The 16,103-nt window shown below is 46.4% G+C and carries 16 protein-coding genes; 7 read left to right on the forward strand and 9 right to left on the reverse strand.

The window, feature by feature from the left end:
• Positions 1 to 264 precede the first annotated feature (264 nt).
• Both EL173_RS12375 and EL173_RS12380 read right to left on the reverse strand, forming a co-directional pair.
• On the reverse strand, positions 265 to 402 hold the full coding sequence (locus EL173_RS12375; protein WP_005692204.1) for a hypothetical protein: 138 nt from the start codon (positions 400 to 402) through the stop codon (positions 265 to 267).
• Positions 386 to 1,993, reverse strand: a complete 1,608-nt coding sequence (locus tag EL173_RS12380) for an Nramp family divalent metal transporter (protein ID WP_005686822.1) — start codon at positions 1,991 to 1,993, stop codon at positions 386 to 388. The genes EL173_RS12375 and EL173_RS12380 overlap by 17 nt, the downstream gene beginning before the upstream one ends.
• A 399-nt stretch (positions 1,994 to 2,392) precedes the next feature.
• On the opposite strand from EL173_RS12380, the gene EL173_RS12385 reads away from it, so the two are divergent.
• Together EL173_RS12385 and EL173_RS12390 are read left to right on the forward strand one after the other, a co-directional pair.
• Positions 2,393 to 5,110 (forward strand): HAD-IC family P-type ATPase, encoded by a 2,718-nt coding sequence (locus EL173_RS12385; RefSeq protein WP_005692200.1) that lies wholly within the window; start codon positions 2,393 to 2,395, stop codon positions 5,108 to 5,110.
• Positions 5,111 to 5,398: 288 nt separating this feature from the next.
• Positions 5,399 to 5,764, forward strand: coding sequence for a hypothetical protein (locus tag EL173_RS12390; RefSeq protein WP_005686819.1), 366 nt, complete (start codon positions 5,399 to 5,401; stop codon positions 5,762 to 5,764).
• A 315-nt stretch (positions 5,765 to 6,079) separates the two neighbouring features.
• Here EL173_RS12390 and EL173_RS12395 read toward each other — a convergent pair whose 3' ends face one another.
• Positions 6,080 to 7,450, reverse strand: a complete 1,371-nt coding sequence (locus EL173_RS12395) for an MFS transporter (RefSeq protein ID WP_005692199.1) — start codon at positions 7,448 to 7,450, stop codon at positions 6,080 to 6,082.
• 33 nt (positions 7,451 to 7,483) lie between these two features.
• The gene (locus tag EL173_RS12400; RefSeq protein ID WP_014571582.1) at positions 7,484 to 9,013 is read right to left on the reverse strand and encodes a multicopper oxidase family protein; all 1,530 of its coding nucleotides are present in this window, start codon (positions 9,011 to 9,013) and stop codon (positions 7,484 to 7,486) included.
• 103 nt (positions 9,014 to 9,116) lie between these two features.
• Between EL173_RS12400 and EL173_RS12405 the strand changes: the two genes are divergently transcribed.
• The 3 genes from EL173_RS12405 to EL173_RS12415 all read left to right on the forward strand — a co-directional run bounded on the left by EL173_RS12405 (position 9,117) and on the right by EL173_RS12415 (position 10,520).
• Positions 9,117 to 9,311: a hypothetical protein gene (locus EL173_RS12405; RefSeq protein ID WP_005692195.1), complete on the forward strand. Its 195-nt coding sequence runs from the start codon at positions 9,117 to 9,119 to the stop codon at positions 9,309 to 9,311.
• A gap of 115 nt (positions 9,312 to 9,426) precedes the next feature.
• Positions 9,427 to 10,068, forward strand: a complete 642-nt coding sequence (locus EL173_RS12410) for a cation efflux transmembrane domain-containing protein (protein WP_005692192.1) — start codon at positions 9,427 to 9,429, stop codon at positions 10,066 to 10,068.
• 119 nt (positions 10,069 to 10,187) lie between these two features.
• On the forward strand, positions 10,188 to 10,520 hold the full coding sequence (locus EL173_RS12415) for an ArsR/SmtB family transcription factor (protein WP_005686809.1): 333 nt from the start codon (positions 10,188 to 10,190) through the stop codon (positions 10,518 to 10,520).
• Positions 10,521 to 10,611: 91 nt separating this feature from the next.
• Here EL173_RS12415 and EL173_RS12420 read toward each other — a convergent pair whose 3' ends face one another.
• The 5 genes from EL173_RS12420 to EL173_RS12440 all read right to left on the reverse strand — a co-directional run bounded on the left by EL173_RS12420 (position 10,612) and on the right by EL173_RS12440 (position 13,996).
• The gene (locus tag EL173_RS12420; RefSeq protein WP_005692188.1) at positions 10,612 to 11,553 is read right to left on the reverse strand and encodes a metal ABC transporter solute-binding protein, Zn/Mn family; all 942 of its coding nucleotides are present in this window, start codon (positions 11,551 to 11,553) and stop codon (positions 10,612 to 10,614) included.
• Positions 11,550 to 12,443: a metal ABC transporter permease gene (locus EL173_RS12425; protein ID WP_005686804.1), complete on the reverse strand. Its 894-nt coding sequence runs from the start codon at positions 12,441 to 12,443 to the stop codon at positions 11,550 to 11,552. The genes EL173_RS12420 and EL173_RS12425 overlap by 4 nt, the downstream gene beginning before the upstream one ends.
• Positions 12,440 to 13,183 (reverse strand): metal ABC transporter ATP-binding protein, encoded by a 744-nt coding sequence (locus EL173_RS12430; RefSeq protein WP_005692186.1) that lies wholly within the window; start codon positions 13,181 to 13,183, stop codon positions 12,440 to 12,442. Before EL173_RS12430 ends, EL173_RS12425 begins: the two co-directional genes overlap by 4 nt.
• Positions 13,184 to 13,522: 339 nt before the next feature.
• Positions 13,523 to 13,792, reverse strand: coding sequence for a 30S ribosomal protein S14 (gene rpsN, locus EL173_RS12435; RefSeq protein WP_005686799.1), 270 nt, complete (start codon positions 13,790 to 13,792; stop codon positions 13,523 to 13,525).
• Between the two features lie 84 nt (positions 13,793 to 13,876).
• Positions 13,877 to 13,996: a putative metal homeostasis protein gene (locus EL173_RS12440; RefSeq protein ID WP_005692182.1), complete on the reverse strand. Its 120-nt coding sequence runs from the start codon at positions 13,994 to 13,996 to the stop codon at positions 13,877 to 13,879.
• A 197-nt stretch (positions 13,997 to 14,193) separates the two neighbouring features.
• On the opposite strand from EL173_RS12440, the gene EL173_RS12445 reads away from it, so the two are divergent.
• Both EL173_RS12445 and EL173_RS12450 read left to right on the forward strand, forming a co-directional pair.
• Positions 14,194 to 15,111: a metal ABC transporter solute-binding protein, Zn/Mn family gene (locus EL173_RS12445; RefSeq protein ID WP_005692181.1), complete on the forward strand. Its 918-nt coding sequence runs from the start codon at positions 14,194 to 14,196 to the stop codon at positions 15,109 to 15,111.
• A 278-nt stretch (positions 15,112 to 15,389) separates the two neighbouring features.
• Entirely contained in the window at positions 15,390 to 16,031 is a 642-nt protein-coding gene (locus EL173_RS12450; RefSeq protein WP_014570104.1) for an SDR family oxidoreductase, read from the forward strand.
• Positions 16,032 to 16,103: the final 72 nt, after the last annotated feature.

Below are 16,103 nucleotides of genomic sequence, written 5' to 3' on the forward strand. Positions count from 1 at the left end.
GGACCTCAGGCGCAATGGCCAAACCTGGGCCATCACGCTTAAGGCCGCTTATGTTCTGGCTTACGCCCATAACGCGCTCCCCGGCGCAGAAGTCTGCGTGTAAGGACCTTAAGCGCAATGGCCAAAGACCGGCCATCACGCCCAAGGCCACTTACACTCCGATCCCTAACCGCGCCGGCTCGCGCTTACAAAAAAGTCGCCTTGATCATGTTGAGCTGATCAAAGCGGCTTTTTTAACATATACAACAATGGCCAACAATTATCTTACTTGTTTTGGCGTACCTTAGATTGCTCATTTTCCAATCCAAGAATTGCGAATAACCACGGATCGTAGCCTTCTGACTCCTCGATCCCATCGCAACTCATCACCAAAGACGCGACAAGACTATTGTACGTCATCATTTGCTTTCGCCTCTTCTTCATCGGCTACAGCTTCAAGATGAGCTTCATAACGCTTATTACCTTTATACAGATCCCAAATTGTCCATGCCAAGAGGGCCAAAACAGCTGCAATCAGAACGTAAGCGATCATATTAGCAATGTTGGTTTGTGCGGCCGTTGGATTATCACCGAAGAATCCGGCGATTGAATCTGGCAGACCTTTCAGGTTCAGATAAGTTAAACCGATAACGGAAACCCAACCGAGCACTTTAACCCAGCCAGTGTTCTTGAACCGATCGCCCATTTCAACCTTACTATTCGTAAACATTAGCAGCGGTAACATTGAGAATGGCAACGCGAAGGCCAAGAAGACCTGTGAGTTGTTCATTAATGTATTGAGCGCCTCATGTTGCTGAATCGGCGTTTCCCGAGCAGTCAACATAACGCAGACGATAACCGGGATAACGGAGATAACACGAGTAACCAAGCGCCGCGCCCACAGCGGCATCTTCATATGAATGAAGCCTTCCATGATAACCTGCCCTGTTAACGTACCTGTAATGGTTGAGTTTTGACCTGATGCCAACAACGCAACCGCAAATAGGATGGATAAAATACCGGACTTGGCAACCGCAATCAAAACACCGTTACTCAGTGTGGAAGAATCAGACAATGCCTGGAACAAACCGAAGAAGGAAGGATCTTTAACTGCACCGCTCTTGAAGACCGCAACCCCCATAACGAGTAGCAAGCAGTTAACAACAAAGGCAAAAGTCAACTGAATGTTGGAGTCCCATGCTGAAAACTTAACGGCTTGAGCAACATCTTCCGGATCTTTATGATCAATTTTACGAGTTTGAGAAATCGCACTATGCAGATACAGGTTATGTGGCATAACCGTCGCCCCGATGATTCCCAAAGCCCCTTGAATTGGACTCATACCGTTGACTGACGGTGAACTTGCAAATGTTTCGCCAGTTGGAATGAAGCCTTTAAGCAAAGCCCCCATATTAGGATCCGACAAAGCAACTTGATAAACGAAGACCAGTAAAATGACAAGAATAAGAGCAACAACAATAGCTTCGATTTTTCGGAACCCAATCTTGGTCAACAACAGTAATACCAGAACATCGAGGACCGTGACCAGCACCGCAATAACAAGTGGAATATGGAACAGAAGATAAAGCGCAATAGCGGCACCGATAACTTCGGCAATATCAGTCGCCATAATCGCTAACTCAGTCAAAATCCACAAGACAATCCCAAGCTTCTTCGACGTTCTTGCACGAATCGCTTGGGCAAGATCCATTTGACTCACAATGCCAAGTTTAGCTGCCATGTACTGCAACAGCATCGCAATCAAACTTGACATTAGAATAACGGAAATCAGTAAGTACTGGAAGTTTTGACCACCGGTGATGGACGTGGACCAATTCCCTGGATCCATGTAACCAACGGCAACCAATGCTCCTGGTCCGGAATAAGCAAATAGCGTTCGCCAAAAGCCTTTCCCGTGTGGCACCTCAACTGTACCGTTAATTTCTTCCAATGACGGCCCGTTCGCGTATTGAATGAGCTTCATGGAATGTTTCTTCTTGTGATCATCACTCACAATATGTCTCCCCTTTCATCTTGAAAAAAGTTAAGTCCCTGGGGAACAAGGCCTTTTAGGTCTCCCTAACTTAATCCTTTCTTAGGATATGCCTTGAAGCTGATATCGTCAACTATTTTATGAAAATTAATTGTATTTTCAGTGACTAATTTGTAAAGTGTCCATTGTTTCAAAATGCCTAAGCAGTGCCCGATTCACGGCAATAGCTAATCACGCTTACAGCCGATTGCTTTCAGAAAACCGTTTCAAAGCATTAGGTCATCATAATCCCGATATAAAAGATAAACGCTTTTTTAGCTCGCATTAAATTGAAATCGCAAATTGATTGCAACCGGTTTAGGCATACCATATGATAAAGATAGTACCAAAAAATTTATATCACGAAATGAGGAATCACTTATGGAAGAAGTTCCCGACTCGCAACCGCCAGCAACAGCGCACAGTATCAAGGATCTGCAGCAAATGTTGCAGGTCCCGTCCCTTGACCACGGTCTCTCTAAAACAGAGGCCGCTAAACGCTTAGAAGCCAATGGCCCGAATGCCATCGAATCGCATCCAACGCCAAAGTGGCTGATCTTTCTGCGGCAGTTCAACAATTTAATCATTTATATCCTGATCATTGCCGCAATCCTAACCACCGTCATTGGCGATGTCACTGATACCTCGGTTATTGTTTTAGTGATTATCGTCAATGCGATTATTGGATACTATCAGGAAAGCAACGCCAGCGATTCACTTGAAAAAATCAAAAAAATGCTGGCCCCTGAAGCAACTGTTTATCGTGACGGTGAGCGTCTTGATATTCCCAGTGCCGATTTGGTTGTCGGCGATGTTGTTTTTCTGGAGGCCGGCGATAATGTTCCCTCCGATTTACGCCTCGTTGATATTGACAACTTAACGATTCAAGAAGCTGTCCTGACCGGGGAAGCAAATTCGGTCATCAAAACGACTGATATCCTGCCAGCAGACACACCACTTGCCGATCAAAGCAATATGGCGTTTGCCTCGACAGCGGTTGCAGGCGGAAGTGGTATTGGCATCGTGGTTGCAACCGGCCACGATACTGAGTTCGGTAAGATTTCCCAGGCGGTTTCGGACGTACGTAAAGGCCGCTCGCCGATGATGCGCGAAATTGACGGTATCGGTAAAGGAATTTCGTACGCCATTATCGCAGCAGCGGTCTTACTATTTATCTTCGGCATGATCATCGGTAAATACAGTCTGCCTGTCTTAGCCCTTGCCATCGTCACCATGGTCGTTGGCTCAATGCCAGAAGGTCTGCCAGCCACCACATCCGTTATCTTGGCAATGGGTGTTTCCAATATGGCAAAGAAACAACACGTCATTGTCAAAACCTTGCCAGCTGCGGAAACTTTAGGCTCAGTCGATGTTATCTGTACCGACAAAACCGGTACGCTAACCAAAAACGAGATGACCATTACCACCGTCATCACCCCTCAGGCCACTTATCAGGTAAGCGGCTCAGGCTACACCCCTAAAGGGCAGTTCACCCTTGCCGGAAAAACCATCGAACCGGCTAACCATCCGGATTTAACCGCTTTGCTAACCGCTGGATTTGAAGCCAATGACACTGAATTGCACCAAGAAGACGGCCGCTATGTCATCAACGGTGAACCTACTGATGGTGCTTTCCTCACTGCCTACTACAAAGCCTTCAAGGACGAACCCGCTAACACCGAACGCGACTTGATGCCATTTGATTCCAACAATCGTTACATGGCCAAATTAGCAAAATGCGCGGATGGCCACACCTGTCTGTTTGTAAAAGGTTCTCCGGATAAGTTGTTACCGCTTGTTGCGGCGGCTCATCCCGACTTTGATCAGTCCCACTATTTAATGTTAACGAGTCAGTTCAGTACGGAAGGGCAACGCGTCATTGCCGTTGCCCAGAAAATCGTTCCGGATGACACTAGCGAAATCACGCCAGCATTATTAAAGCAAGGGCTCGATTTTCTAGGACTCACCGCGATTATTGATCCGCCACGCGAGTCAGTGATTTCGGCGATCAAGCAAATGCGGCGCGCCGGTGTCAAAGTCAAAATGATCACCGGCGATCACCCCGAGACGGCTCTTGCCATCGCCAAAAAGCTAGGCATGGCCGATTCGCCTACAGCCGTCACCGGCACGCAACTAGCAGCACTGCCGGAAGAAAAGCAACGCCAGATGATCCTCAATGCCGACGTCTTTGCCCGGACCACACCAAAAGACAAACTGACGATTGTCTCTGTCTTACAAGATGCCGGCAACGTCACCGCCATGGTCGGCGATGGCGTCAATGATGCACCAGCACTTAAAAAGTCCGACGTCGGAGTTGCCATGGGTCAATCCGGGACCGATGTTGCCAAAGATGCAGCCGACATGGTGCTGACCGATGACCGCTTTGCCCGCATGGAAACGGCCATCGCTCAAGGACGCCGCATTTACCAAAACATCAAAAAAAGCATTTTGTTCCTATTACCGACCTCTTTTGCCGAAGGACTGGTGATCGTATTCACCATCCTGACCCAACAAGCGATGCCATTACGTGCCAGTCAGCTGTTGTGGATTAACATGGTCAGCGCCATCACCATTCAATTCGCCTTCATCTTCGAACCTGCCGAAGCCGGCACGATGGAGCGCCCACCACGTAAGAAAAATGCGTCAATGATGCACAAACATGATGTCTTTCAAATTGCTTATGTAGCCATGATGATCGCCGGTATCGGGTTGTGGGCGTTCGATTGGTTGACAGCCAACCACTTAACAGACCGCGTCACCGCAAGCACCATGATGGTGAACATGATTGTCTTAGGAAAAATCTTCTATCTCTTTAACATCCGTACAAACACACTGGCACTTTCAAAAAATCTCTTTAGTAATCCCATGGCGTTTGCGATTATCGGCATCATGCTTGCACTGCAATGTTTCCTGACCTATGTACCTTTTATGCAGGAAATCTTCCAAACTGCTTCGATGTCGTGGCGTGAATGGGGCATTGCTGTTCTAGCCGGTTCTGTGATTTTGATCGTGACTGAAATCGACAAAATCATCCGCCTGCGCTGGCAACGGCTTCACGGCCACGATGCGTTTCAATCCACCACAAAAATCAGTAAATAATGTTTGGACAGCCTAAACTTTTTCTTTTCTTTTGGCATTAACAATGGTAAGACTATAAGTAAGGTTTCCCTAACAAACCTTATGCGTATACAAAAAGTCCGATAAACTGGTTCATCATCCACCAGTTTATCGGGCTTTTTGGGCTTTCGAAGGCGATCTCTGAATTAATGTTCCGTGATGCTGTGCCGATTCTTTCGCCTTAAAATATTTCAGGCAATCCTAAAATTTCTCTTTTAAATAAGCCGACAACTGGTATACTGGAAGTGAAAAGAAGAGGAGCTGATCGTTTTGAAATTGTATCAAGGTCTCACACAAGTCCAAATTAATGAAGAATTTGCCGGCGAAGCAAATGGCTATAAGATTACCACCACCCTTGAGAAACCGCTGAACTACGAGCCGGCAATCTTGTATCAGTACTTGGATGCCGTCTTAAAACCGGGCAGTCGTCATGACCAAAATAATTTGCGTTATGTCACCGACCCCGGATTCATCGGTGAAAATTACGATTATCAAAGTGTTCCTTTCACCTCACATATGACTGATTTCGATGAGAAAATGGCTTTTGCACGCAAACTGGTTGCCGACCTCAACCGTCATTTGTCAGTCAATGTCAAACCGGCTGATTCCGAAATTGAACTGATTTTCGTTGACTGAGCAACCGCGTTACCTCCTTTCCTAGTCGCGATGCTGCTCCTCTCCCGATCAGTTGCGGCTAAGTCATCCAGTCAAGCAGCTTAGTTGCAGCAAAACGCCGCCTATCCGAAGAAAAGATAGGCGGCGTTTTGGTGTCGCTGGAATTACTAAAACCCCTGCCGTTACACTGTTGACACTATTTATTTTTGGGTAATGATGAATAATCTGATCAAACGACAGCCTGCAATTCTTTTCGGTTCTTCTATGAGAATTACTTGCAAAATACATAAAAAAGCGAGCCATTGTTGTGACGTTTTCACCCAATGACCCGTTCTTTTAATGCTTTTGTTCAACCGCTTTTGGCAATGTCAAGGCCAGCAATAGCCCAACTAAGCCCACGCCGGCAAAGACAGCAAAGGTAACTGCAAAGCCGCCAGCGTGGCTATTTAACGTCACCTGCATGTTGTCCAACAATACTGTCGCAAACATCACGCCGGCTGAGCCAAATAACTGTCGGGCCGTTGTGGTAACCGCGGTTCCATCGGCCACCAGTTCATTTGGCAAGGCATTCGCGCCAGCCGTCACAGAAGGCATCATCACAAAGGCATTCCCTGCTTCTGTTGCCATCGCTAACACAATCGCACCTAGCAACGGCAGATGACGAGCAAAAATCGCCAGTAAACCAAAACCGCCTGTGATCAGAACCATCCCGATCATCGCGACCAGCCGCGGACCAAAGCGATCAAGCAAGCGTCCACTAACCGGATTAAGTAAACTCAGTAAGACGGCTGCTGGCACAAGTGACAGGCCGGAAACTAACGGCGAAAGTCCTAGCAAGGTTTGAAAATACAACGGCATCAGAATCGTCGTAACAATCAAGCCGATGTAAGAAATACCGGTTAAGAAGACTGCCTTGGTAAACATGCCAGTTGCAAAAACCCGCATTTGCAGCATCGGTGGTTGGCGATTCAACTGCCGAATCACAAAGATACCGCCTGCCAAGACTCCGACGATCAACAAACTAATCACCCCAACGCGCAGGCCTTGTTTTGACCACGCACTTAAGGCATATAGCAAAATCGGAAAGCTCGCCGACAAGATAAACGAAACCCAGTCTAACCGGGTCTGTTCCAGCGGCATCACCGAGGCAATCGTGACAGTCGAAACTGCCAGTACAAGCACTGAAACAATTAGGAAGAATAGGAATAACGCTTGCCATGGAAACCACGTCAACAAGACCCCTGAAATAATCGGGCCCACCGCCAGCGCCGATCCCATTACCAAGCCGGCTGTTCCCATCACTTTACCGCGTTCACTGTGCGGCGTAATCGTCAGCAGCACTGTCTGGAAACTAGGGAAAATAATCCCGACGGCAACCGCCTCAAGTAACCGACCAATCATCAAAACCGCAAAGCTTGGCGCCCAGATACATAAAGCCGTCCCAACTGCAAAAATCAGCTCAATTGCCTGAAAAAGCCGCTGAAACGGGACATTATGCAACAGCCACGGACTCACCGGAATCATCAGCGTCATGACCAGCATAAATCCCGTCGTCAGCCACGCGACCGTATCCGCGCCCAAACCAAATGCCTTCATAAAAGCCGGATAGGCCGTACTCAAAGAAGATTGCGAAATTGACATCGAAAACGTTCCTGTCAGCAAAGTTGCGACAAAAGCGCCGCGATGTTTAATCGTTGTACCATTCATAACATCATCGATTTCTATTTGATTTTTGGTGCCTCACATTTTCATACCCATTTTTTCATACGACTGCATACCGCCCATCCATAATTCAGATGGTTTGACCCCACGTTCCTTCGCTAAGGCTGTCATCAATGTATCCATGTCCATCAATTTGTATTCCTGTTTAGGTTTTGTCGGATCAAACGTTTCGATTTGCGCCATCATACCACCGTCTTCATGTTCAATAATATGACAGTGATACATGTAAACCCCTGGCAAATCAAAGCGCACTAACAACCGAACTGTTTCACCCGGATTAACACCAACCGTATCCTTAAATCCGTGCTCGTTTGGATATGGCGCATGCCCGTTACGGGACAAAATCAAAAATTGCGTGCCGTGCACATGAAACGGATGAACCATCCCGGGCGCAGCATTACTGTTGGTAACATCCCAATACTGAGCTTTGCCAATCGGTTGAGTCGCATCAATTCGCTGCATGGCAAACTTTTTACCGTCAATCGCGACACTTTCATCCATTCCTTGCATCACCACATGGCGAACTGGCAAAGCAGGATCAACTGCAGGTGCTTTCACCGTAAAGAGCTTGTCCGGCAATTGCGTGTGATCCGGCTTGAAAGTATGAATCCGAAACTTCAACAAAGGCACATTATCGGTGTAAAGCGTGACCACATCGCCTTCATGATACTGACCAAAATCGACAATGACTTCTGCCCGTTCAGCACACGTCAGCATCAAATGCGTCAAGGCCACCGGTTCCGGCAACAACGAACCATCACCGCCGATTTGGGTAAACGGCAAATCATCGGAAAAATGCAGCCGCCACTCCCGGCGATTAGCGCCATCTAAAAACCGTAACCGAACTTTCTGGGTGGTCACATCGAAATAAGGATTAATGGTGCCATTAATCATCGCGGTCGGACCAGCAACGCCATCCGGATCATAATCAGCCCGATAATTCCACTGATTCTGCTCATGAAACCGGCGATCCTGCAAAATCACCGGAATGTCGTCAACTCCGTAATTGCGTGGTAATGGCAAGCTTTCTTCATGCTGATCCTTAACAATGACCATTGCCGCCAAGCCATGCCAGACCTGTTCGGCAGTTGAAGGACACGGGTGGGCATGCAGCCACAATGTTGCCGCCGGTTGATCCAAGGTGAAATCAATTTGCTTACTTTCGCCCGGATAAACCGGCGCATGGCACCCACCATCCACATAAGGGCCACTTACATTAGCGCCATGCCAATGGAAAGTTGTCAGTTCAGGCAAGGTGTTTTTCAGTGTCACATGAACATGCTGGCCGCGGCGATAGACAATCGTTTGCCCAAGCAAGCTAGCATTATAACCCCATGTTTTTGTCTTTGCGCCGGGAAGCAACTGTGTCTCCCCTGCTTGTGCCGTGACGGTGTAATACACATCGGTTGCCGTTTCTTTATCAGGTTTTAGCAACGGCGGCACATTTAAGGGTTTGGCTGGCGCATCGCTTACTTCAAGTGGCACATAACCGCCATCATGCAAGTCAAACGCCGGCTCATCAAAGAAATAGTCGGTATAGGTTTTCATCATCGTTCCCCCCTCGCTTCAAATTCTAGCACTTTTTAGGGTTGCCATAAACGTAATTTGGAATTAATCTAAAGTAGGTGCTTCGTAAAAAGAAGGGAGGAAGATGAAAATGATGTCAAAATCCATGGGCTGGTTGATGTTGGCACTGAATGTTGTGTTACTGGTATTAATTGCCACCATGCATAACATGGCTGCCATGTGGCTGATGGGCATTATCATGTCACTTGATGCAATCTCGGGATTGGTAAATGCGTATCAAGCTGACCATGAAACGCATCACCATGCCACGCAGCATTGATCTTTAAGCAGACTTGATGCTGATTGTCTGGCTACCTCACCTTTATTTTATGTTGACATTAACATATGTTTGCAATATCATATGTTAGCAAATAAATAAAGAGTGAGGCAGCAAGATGAAACCATTTGTCATCGCCAAAAACGCTGATATGACAACCGCCATTCGAGTTGAATATTTTTCTACTGGCTGGATGGCGTTTGAATTTTTGATCGGCTTCTGGTCAGGATTTCAAGCAGGGTCAATTCTGTTAATTGCGTTTGGGCTGGATAGTTTTCTGGAAATTATTTCCGGTGCCACTTTAATCTGGCGACTGAAAAAAGAAAGTAACGGTGCAAGTGCTTCGGCGGTCGCCCGTGCAGAACAACGCTCAAGTCTTGTGGTCGGCTGTGTGCTGTTGCTGCTGAGCTTATACGTCATCGGGGTTTCAGGTTTCAATCTTGTGACGCACGCAGCCGCTGAAAGTAGTATGAGCGGTATCGGCATTGCCATCGCGTCTATTATTGTGATGCCATTTTTGACACTTAGAAAACGTCATCTTGGTCACAAGCTTAATTCTCCAGCACTTATCGAAGACGGCATGTGCAATATCACCTGTGCCTACATGGCGGCTACTGTTTTGATCGGTAGCTTGTTAACTTGGCTATTTAATTGGTGGTGGGCCGATTCGGTTGCAGCGTTGATTTTAGTTTATTTTGTTGCCAGTGAAGGCTGGGAAGCACTGCAAACCGGCTTGAGCCACAGCGAAAACGAGGAATAAATCTTTCCGGAAAAATGACCTTAGAGCAAAGCGCCTTGAATGAAAAGACGTCTTGCTTTAAGGTCATTTGTATCACTTTGATTGTTATTCGTTCATCAATGGAAAAGAGGAACCCGTTAATGACTGCTACGACGCTAAGGTTGGTTGAATCGGCCAAGCTTGCCGAAGCTGAGCGTATTTTCAAACTGCTCAGTAATCCGACTCGATTGCAGATGCTGAAATTACTCGAACAACAAGTGCTCAACGTCAGCAAGCTTAGTGAATTATTGGGCGTTGAGCAATCCGTTGTCTCCCACCAGTTAGCGCTCTTACGCAAGCACCAACTCGTTAGTGCAAAACGTGTCGGCAAAGCTAATTATTATCAACTCGATGACCCCCACATTATTGCGGTCATTGATGCCATGCTCGCCCACGCAGATCATGTCGCCCGAGGTAAGCAACACGGTCAATGACTCATTTTCGAGAAAAAAACAAGGTATATTCCTTTACACTTCAATGTGTATCAGGATATACCTTGTTTCTTTTTCATACTGATCCTTAAAGCTAACCTGCCAATCCATCGTGAATCTTATCAAGGTTCCATTTCATCATCGTATAATACGTATCGCCTTGAGTACCCTTAGCCGCCAGCGAGTCCGTGAAAATCTTCGAGTAAATCGACAACCCGGTCTCTTTGGCCACTTTATTCATGGACTTCGGTGAGACCGAGGTTTCCACGAATAGATGTTTCACTTCGGATGCACGAATCTTAGCTAGAACCGTCTGCATTTGTTCTGGTGTTCCTTGAGATTCGGTGTTGATTTCCCAAATGTATGCCGGGGTCACATGATAAGCCTTGGAAAAGTACTTAAAGGCCCCTTCTGACGTCACTAACACGCGTTGCTTTTCCGGAATATCGAGGAAGCGTGACAGCGCGGTTTCATGTAGTTTTTGCAACTTGGCAACGTAACGATCGCTATTCTTCTGGTAATAAGCAGCGTTTTTGGCATCTTTTTGTTTAAGCACCTTGGTAATCGTCTTAACATACTGGATGCCGTTAGCTAAGTCTAGCCAAGCATGCGGATCCTGTTCCTTGGTGTTCGTTGTTAAGTGTTGGGCGGTCACGCCTTTACTTGCAGCGAAAACATCCTTATCAAATTCCTTGTGCGACGTCTTAACCAACTTCTTAAACCAGCCATTCCCACCGGTTTCAAGGTTCAAACCATTATGAAACACAACATCGGCTTCACTGGTTGCCGCCACATCGGTTGGGCGCGGTTCATACTCATGCGGATCCGTGCCGCGTTTAACAATACTGTACAGCTTGATCCGCTCGCCGCCGACATTTTGAACCATATCCTCCAAAATCGAATTGGTTGTGACCACCCGCAACGTTTGATTCGTGCTTGCTGAATCTTTTTGAGCCGTGCTCCGACTGTTGATGAACCAAAAGACACCGCCAATCATCACAATTAAGGCGCCCACCGTAATTAAAATCTTCTTCATCGAATAACTTCCTCCGCGGTTTGAGTCGTCGCGGCTGTTTTGGTCCGCTGACGCTTACTGAAACTAAAGAATGCCTGTTTTGGTGAAAAGACGAACGAGATGGCGAACAATACCGCCGCTACGAGCACAATTGCCGGACCGGATGCCCAGTTAAAGGTGAAGCTGAAATACAACCCGGTGATAGACGAAATGACCCCGACGCTTGCTGCCATCACGAGCATGGTTTCAAGCCGATCCGTCCATAAGAAAGCAGTGGCAGCAGGCGTGATCAGCATAGCAACGACCAAAATGATCCCCACCGTCTGCAAGGCCGAAACAGTTACCAAGGTTAAAACCAGCATCAACGCGTAATGAATCGCAGTGGTATTCAACCCATAAGTTTTAGCAAAGGTATTATCAAACGATGTGATCAACAATTCCTTATAGAACAACACCACGAATAAAATGACAATCCCTAACACAACCGCGGTGGTCATAATATCACTATCGCTGACCGCCAAAATATTACCAAACAGAATATGATGCAAGTTCGTAGCGCTTTCTGCCATCGAAATCAAAATGAATCCGAGCGCATAAAACGCACTGAACACCACGCCGATGGAGGTATCGGTTTTGATCTTACTATTTGCCGCAACAAAACCGATCAACAGCGCGGCGATAATGCCAAACACCGAAGCCCCAATCATGACGTTGACACCCAGCATATAAGCAACGGCAACGCCCGGAAGCACCGCATGGGAAATTGCATCCCCCATCAACGACATGCCGCGCAAAATAATGAAGCTACCAATCAAACCGGACATGATCCCTACCATGATGGCAGTAATTAACGCACTTTGGAGGAAATCATATTTTCCTAACGCGGTGAAAAATTCAGCTAATGAACTCATACGCTCGCCCCTTCCTTGGTTGCAAACAGCACGTTGGAAAGATCGGCCGAAAATGCCCGTTCGATATTTTGAGCCGTATACACTTCTTCGACCGGTCCTTCAGCAATAATGCCGTGGTTCATCACCACAAGTTCATCAAAATAATTTGAAACTTTATTTAAATCGTGATGAACGACAATCAGTGTTTTTCCGGCATCGCGCCACTGATTCAAAATGGCCATGATTTCCTGCTCGCTCTTCATGTCAATACCGACAAATGGCTCGTCCAGGATCATGATGTCAGCCTGCTGCACAATGGCACGCGCCACAAACACGCGCTGTAGCTGGCCGCCTGATAGCTGACTGATCTGGCGTTTGGTGAAATCCGCCAACCCGACTTGTTCCAGCGCTTCAAGTGCCGCCTGACGCTCTTTTTTACCGGGGCTCTTCAACAACCCCAGACGTCCATAGGTGCCAGTCAGCACAAGATCTAACACGTTAATTGGAAAAGTCAGATCCAAATCCTTGCGCTGCTCGACATAAGCAATCGCTTGTTGCACTTCCTTGAGGGTGTGGCCGGAAAAGTCGACCTTCCCTGATTGAACCTTGATCAAACCTAGAATAGCTTTGATCAAGGTCGATTTACCTGCTCCGTTAGGCCCAATGATCCCGGTGATCTTACCTGCGTTAAAATGAACGGCAACATCAGCAAACACCGGTGTGTCAGCGTAGGCAACGGTCAGGTTCTTGACTGTTAACATAAGAACCTCCAATTTTAGGGTGACCTAATTCGCTTTCACCCTAAGCTTACAGAAAAGAAGAGAGACTGGCAAGTGTTTTTTAAGGCATACTTAAAATTTTTATACGCGGTACATTTTGGCCACCAACGCTTTATCGTGTCCGTCTCAAGTCATAGTTATAAATCCCGATAAATCAAAAATGTAATCGCATGCAGTTATTGGAACTTATTTGAGACTATAAAAAGACCTATGAGTAATTTCATTAATTACTCATAGGCCTTTGTTTATCTTCCCGTTATTTAAGTTACAAATCAGTCGCAACTTTTTAAAAGGCCGGTTGTTATTTTTTCTGCGTACGTATTACCAACTGGCTTTACGAACACCGGGAATCTGGCCTTTGTGTGCCAACTCGCGAAAATTAAGTCGCGAGATGCCAAATTTACGCATATACGCGTGCGGACGACCATCTAAAGCGTCGCGATGATGTAATCGTACTGGGCTGGAGTCACGTGGCAACTTGCTGAGTCCGATATAATCGCCTTTTGCTTTCAGTTCTGCGCGTTTTGCTGCATATTGTTGAACTAACTTCTCTTGCCGTTTTGCCTTGGCAATTTTTGACTTTTTGGCCATAAGCTTCCTCTTTCTATAAAATGTGACGAGCCATCTCATTAACCAACCTATTTTCCGACACCGACAATAGGCGTATACGAACGCTTATCTGGATTTTTGCTGCTTGCGCTTCGTATCGTGTAGAATTTTTAATGCTCGTTTGCGCGTTTTAATGTTGGGACTCTTCATCCGGCGCCGCGCACTTGCTAAATCCGTTTTTTCCAAAATTTCCCTCTCCCTTTAAATCGTAATCATTACGCTTAATGACGAATTTAACCGTATCATGCAGCTGTTTTGACTGTCAATAACTTTTTCAGGACGAACGCTTCTTTGACCCAATTCAAAAAAAGACTTGTCAAGCCGGTTTTTTTGCTTTAGAGTTTAAATCGTAATGATTACGTTTTGGAAGGAAGCGGGTATTTATGATGAAGCGATTACTTGCAGGTATCAGTGTCGCACTCTTAGCAGTTTTTGCAGTCGCGTGTGGCAATAATGGTGCCGCAAAGCAATCCAGCGCTAGCAACGATAAAATTCAGGTAGTGGCTAGCGTCGATTTTTATGGTGAGGTTGCCAAAGCAGTTGGCGGTGATAAGGTCGCGGTGCAGTCGGTGATTAACAATCCGGCTGTTGATCCGCATGATTATGAGCCAACCACCAAAGTCGGCAAAGCAGTTGCAACATCCGATTTCGTCATTGCCAGTGGCATCGGCTATGACGGCTGGATGGACAAAGTCGTTAAATCGGAAAACAAATCGAAAAGCTACTTAAGAGTTGCCGATGATCTGATGAACAAAAAGGAAGGCGACAACGAACATATCTGGTATGATCCGCGGACAATGCCAAAACTGGCAAATGCGCTGGCGGATAAATTTGCCAAAAAAGACCCGGCCAATAAAGCCAAGTTCAAAGCCAACGCAAAGAAATACATCGCTTCATTAGATGACCTCAATGCACTTGTTAATAAACTCAAATCAAACGCAAACGGTCAACTTGTTGACGTCTCGGAACCAGTCTTCGGTTATGCCTTAGATTACCTAGGCTACAAGATCAACGACGCCCACTTTTCTAACTCAACCGAAGAAGGTACCGATTACAGCGCCAAGGATATTCATGGTATTGAAACCGACATCAAGGAAAAGAAAATCGCCTTTTTCGTTAACAACATTCAAGCGACATCTAAAACAGTTTCACGCCTTGTTAAACTTGCCAAGCAAAATAACGTGCCAGTTTTGAATGTCACCGAAACACTTCCTAAAGGCAAAAACTATCGCACATGGATGATGAGCCAATACCAACAACTCGAAAAGATCCAAAATCAAGCAACAACAAGCAGTAAGTAATCAAACTCGTCTGACCACAAGGGTTTGTTACACTTCCCTTTACTTCGGTATCACTCACCCTGTACCGAAAAAATCCATCAATGGTTTAGCATTGATGACCCAACAAACCATAAGTTCGAGTCAAAAGCATCGAACAGTCTGGTCAGGAAAAGTCCGCAAATTGCGGACTTTTTTTAGTGAGCGCGACCCGGCGCGGTTAGAGACCGGAGTGTAAGTGGCCCCAGGCGTTTTAAATCGGAAGTGTTACACTAGAGCCGGCACAAGAAAGGAAGATGAGTATGGCAAATGTGATGATTCTAGGAGCACACGGCCAAATTGCGACCTTGGTGCGCCACCGCTTGCTAAAAGAAACTCAGCATCATCTCAACTTGTTTTTACGCCATGCCAAGCGCATCACTGATGTTGACCGCCAACGAGAAACGGTTTACGACGGTGATGTCACTGATACGGACAAACTGACAAAAGCAATGAGCGGTAGTGATCTTGTTTACGCCAACTTAGGGAACTCAGGGATTGAGGATCAAGCCAAGTCGGTCGTCAAAGCGATGGATGCCAATCACATCAAACGCTTAATTTGGATTTCAACACTTGGTATTTACGATGAAGTGCCAGGTGCATTTGGTCGCTGGAACCATAAGATGTTAGACGGCGGTTACCTTGAAACCTATGCTGCAGCGGCTAAAGTCATCGAAAATTCCGACTTAGCCTACACCATTATTCGCCCTGCTTGGCTATCCAATAAAGCCATTGTAAGTTATGAACTCACGCAAAAAGGGGAACCCTTCAAAGGCACAGAAGTCTCCCGAAGTAGTATTGCTGATCTGGTTGTTAACTTAATCAATCATCCGCATCAACACATCGGTGAATCGCTTGGCGTTGACCAGCCGCATACGCAAGGCGATAAACCTTCCTTCTATTAATCTTAGCGTGAAGTTTTTCCACCACAAAAAAATTTCATCTTCATTAGCGTGACCGCTCTACAAAAAGCATCA

This window comes from Lacticaseibacillus rhamnosus (assembly GCF_900636965.1).
Classification (GTDB): Bacteria; Bacillota; Bacilli; order Lactobacillales; family Lactobacillaceae; genus Lacticaseibacillus; species Lacticaseibacillus rhamnosus.

What these genes read in the sequence shown, in the direction of transcription:
- EL173_RS12400 (WP_014571582.1), bottom strand. Translation starts at nt 9,013, where the DNA reads ATGAAAACCTATACCGACTATTTCTTTGATGAGCCGGCGTTTGACTTG.
- EL173_RS12430 (WP_005692186.1), bottom strand. Translation starts at nt 13,183, where the DNA reads ATGTTAACAGTCAAGAACCTGACCGTTGCCTACGCTGACACACCGGTG.
- rpsN (WP_005686799.1), bottom strand. Translation starts at nt 13,792, where the DNA reads ATGGCCAAAAAGTCAAAAATTGCCAAGGCAAAACGGCAAGAGAAGTTA.
- EL173_RS12395 (WP_005692199.1), bottom strand. Translation starts at nt 7,450, where the DNA reads ATGAATGGTACAACGATTAAACATCGCGGCGCTTTTGTCGCAACTTTG.
- EL173_RS12375 (WP_005692204.1), bottom strand. Translation starts at nt 402, where the DNA reads ATGATGACGTACAATAGTCTTGTCGCGTCTTTGGTGATGAGTTGCGAT.
- EL173_RS12450 (WP_014570104.1), top strand. Translation starts at nt 15,390, where the DNA reads ATGGCAAATGTGATGATTCTAGGAGCACACGGCCAAATTGCGACCTTG.
- EL173_RS12415 (WP_005686809.1), top strand. Translation starts at nt 10,188, where the DNA reads ATGACTGCTACGACGCTAAGGTTGGTTGAATCGGCCAAGCTTGCCGAA.
- EL173_RS12420 (WP_005692188.1), bottom strand. Translation starts at nt 11,553, where the DNA reads ATGAAGAAGATTTTAATTACGGTGGGCGCCTTAATTGTGATGATTGGC.
- EL173_RS12445 (WP_005692181.1), top strand. Translation starts at nt 14,194, where the DNA reads ATGATGAAGCGATTACTTGCAGGTATCAGTGTCGCACTCTTAGCAGTT.
- EL173_RS12410 (WP_005692192.1), top strand. Translation starts at nt 9,427, where the DNA reads ATGAAACCATTTGTCATCGCCAAAAACGCTGATATGACAACCGCCATT.
- EL173_RS12425 (WP_005686804.1), bottom strand. Translation starts at nt 12,443, where the DNA reads ATGAGTTCATTAGCTGAATTTTTCACCGCGTTAGGAAAATATGATTTC.
- EL173_RS12385 (WP_005692200.1), top strand. Translation starts at nt 2,393, where the DNA reads ATGGAAGAAGTTCCCGACTCGCAACCGCCAGCAACAGCGCACAGTATC.
- EL173_RS12405 (WP_005692195.1), top strand. Translation starts at nt 9,117, where the DNA reads ATGAAAATGATGTCAAAATCCATGGGCTGGTTGATGTTGGCACTGAAT.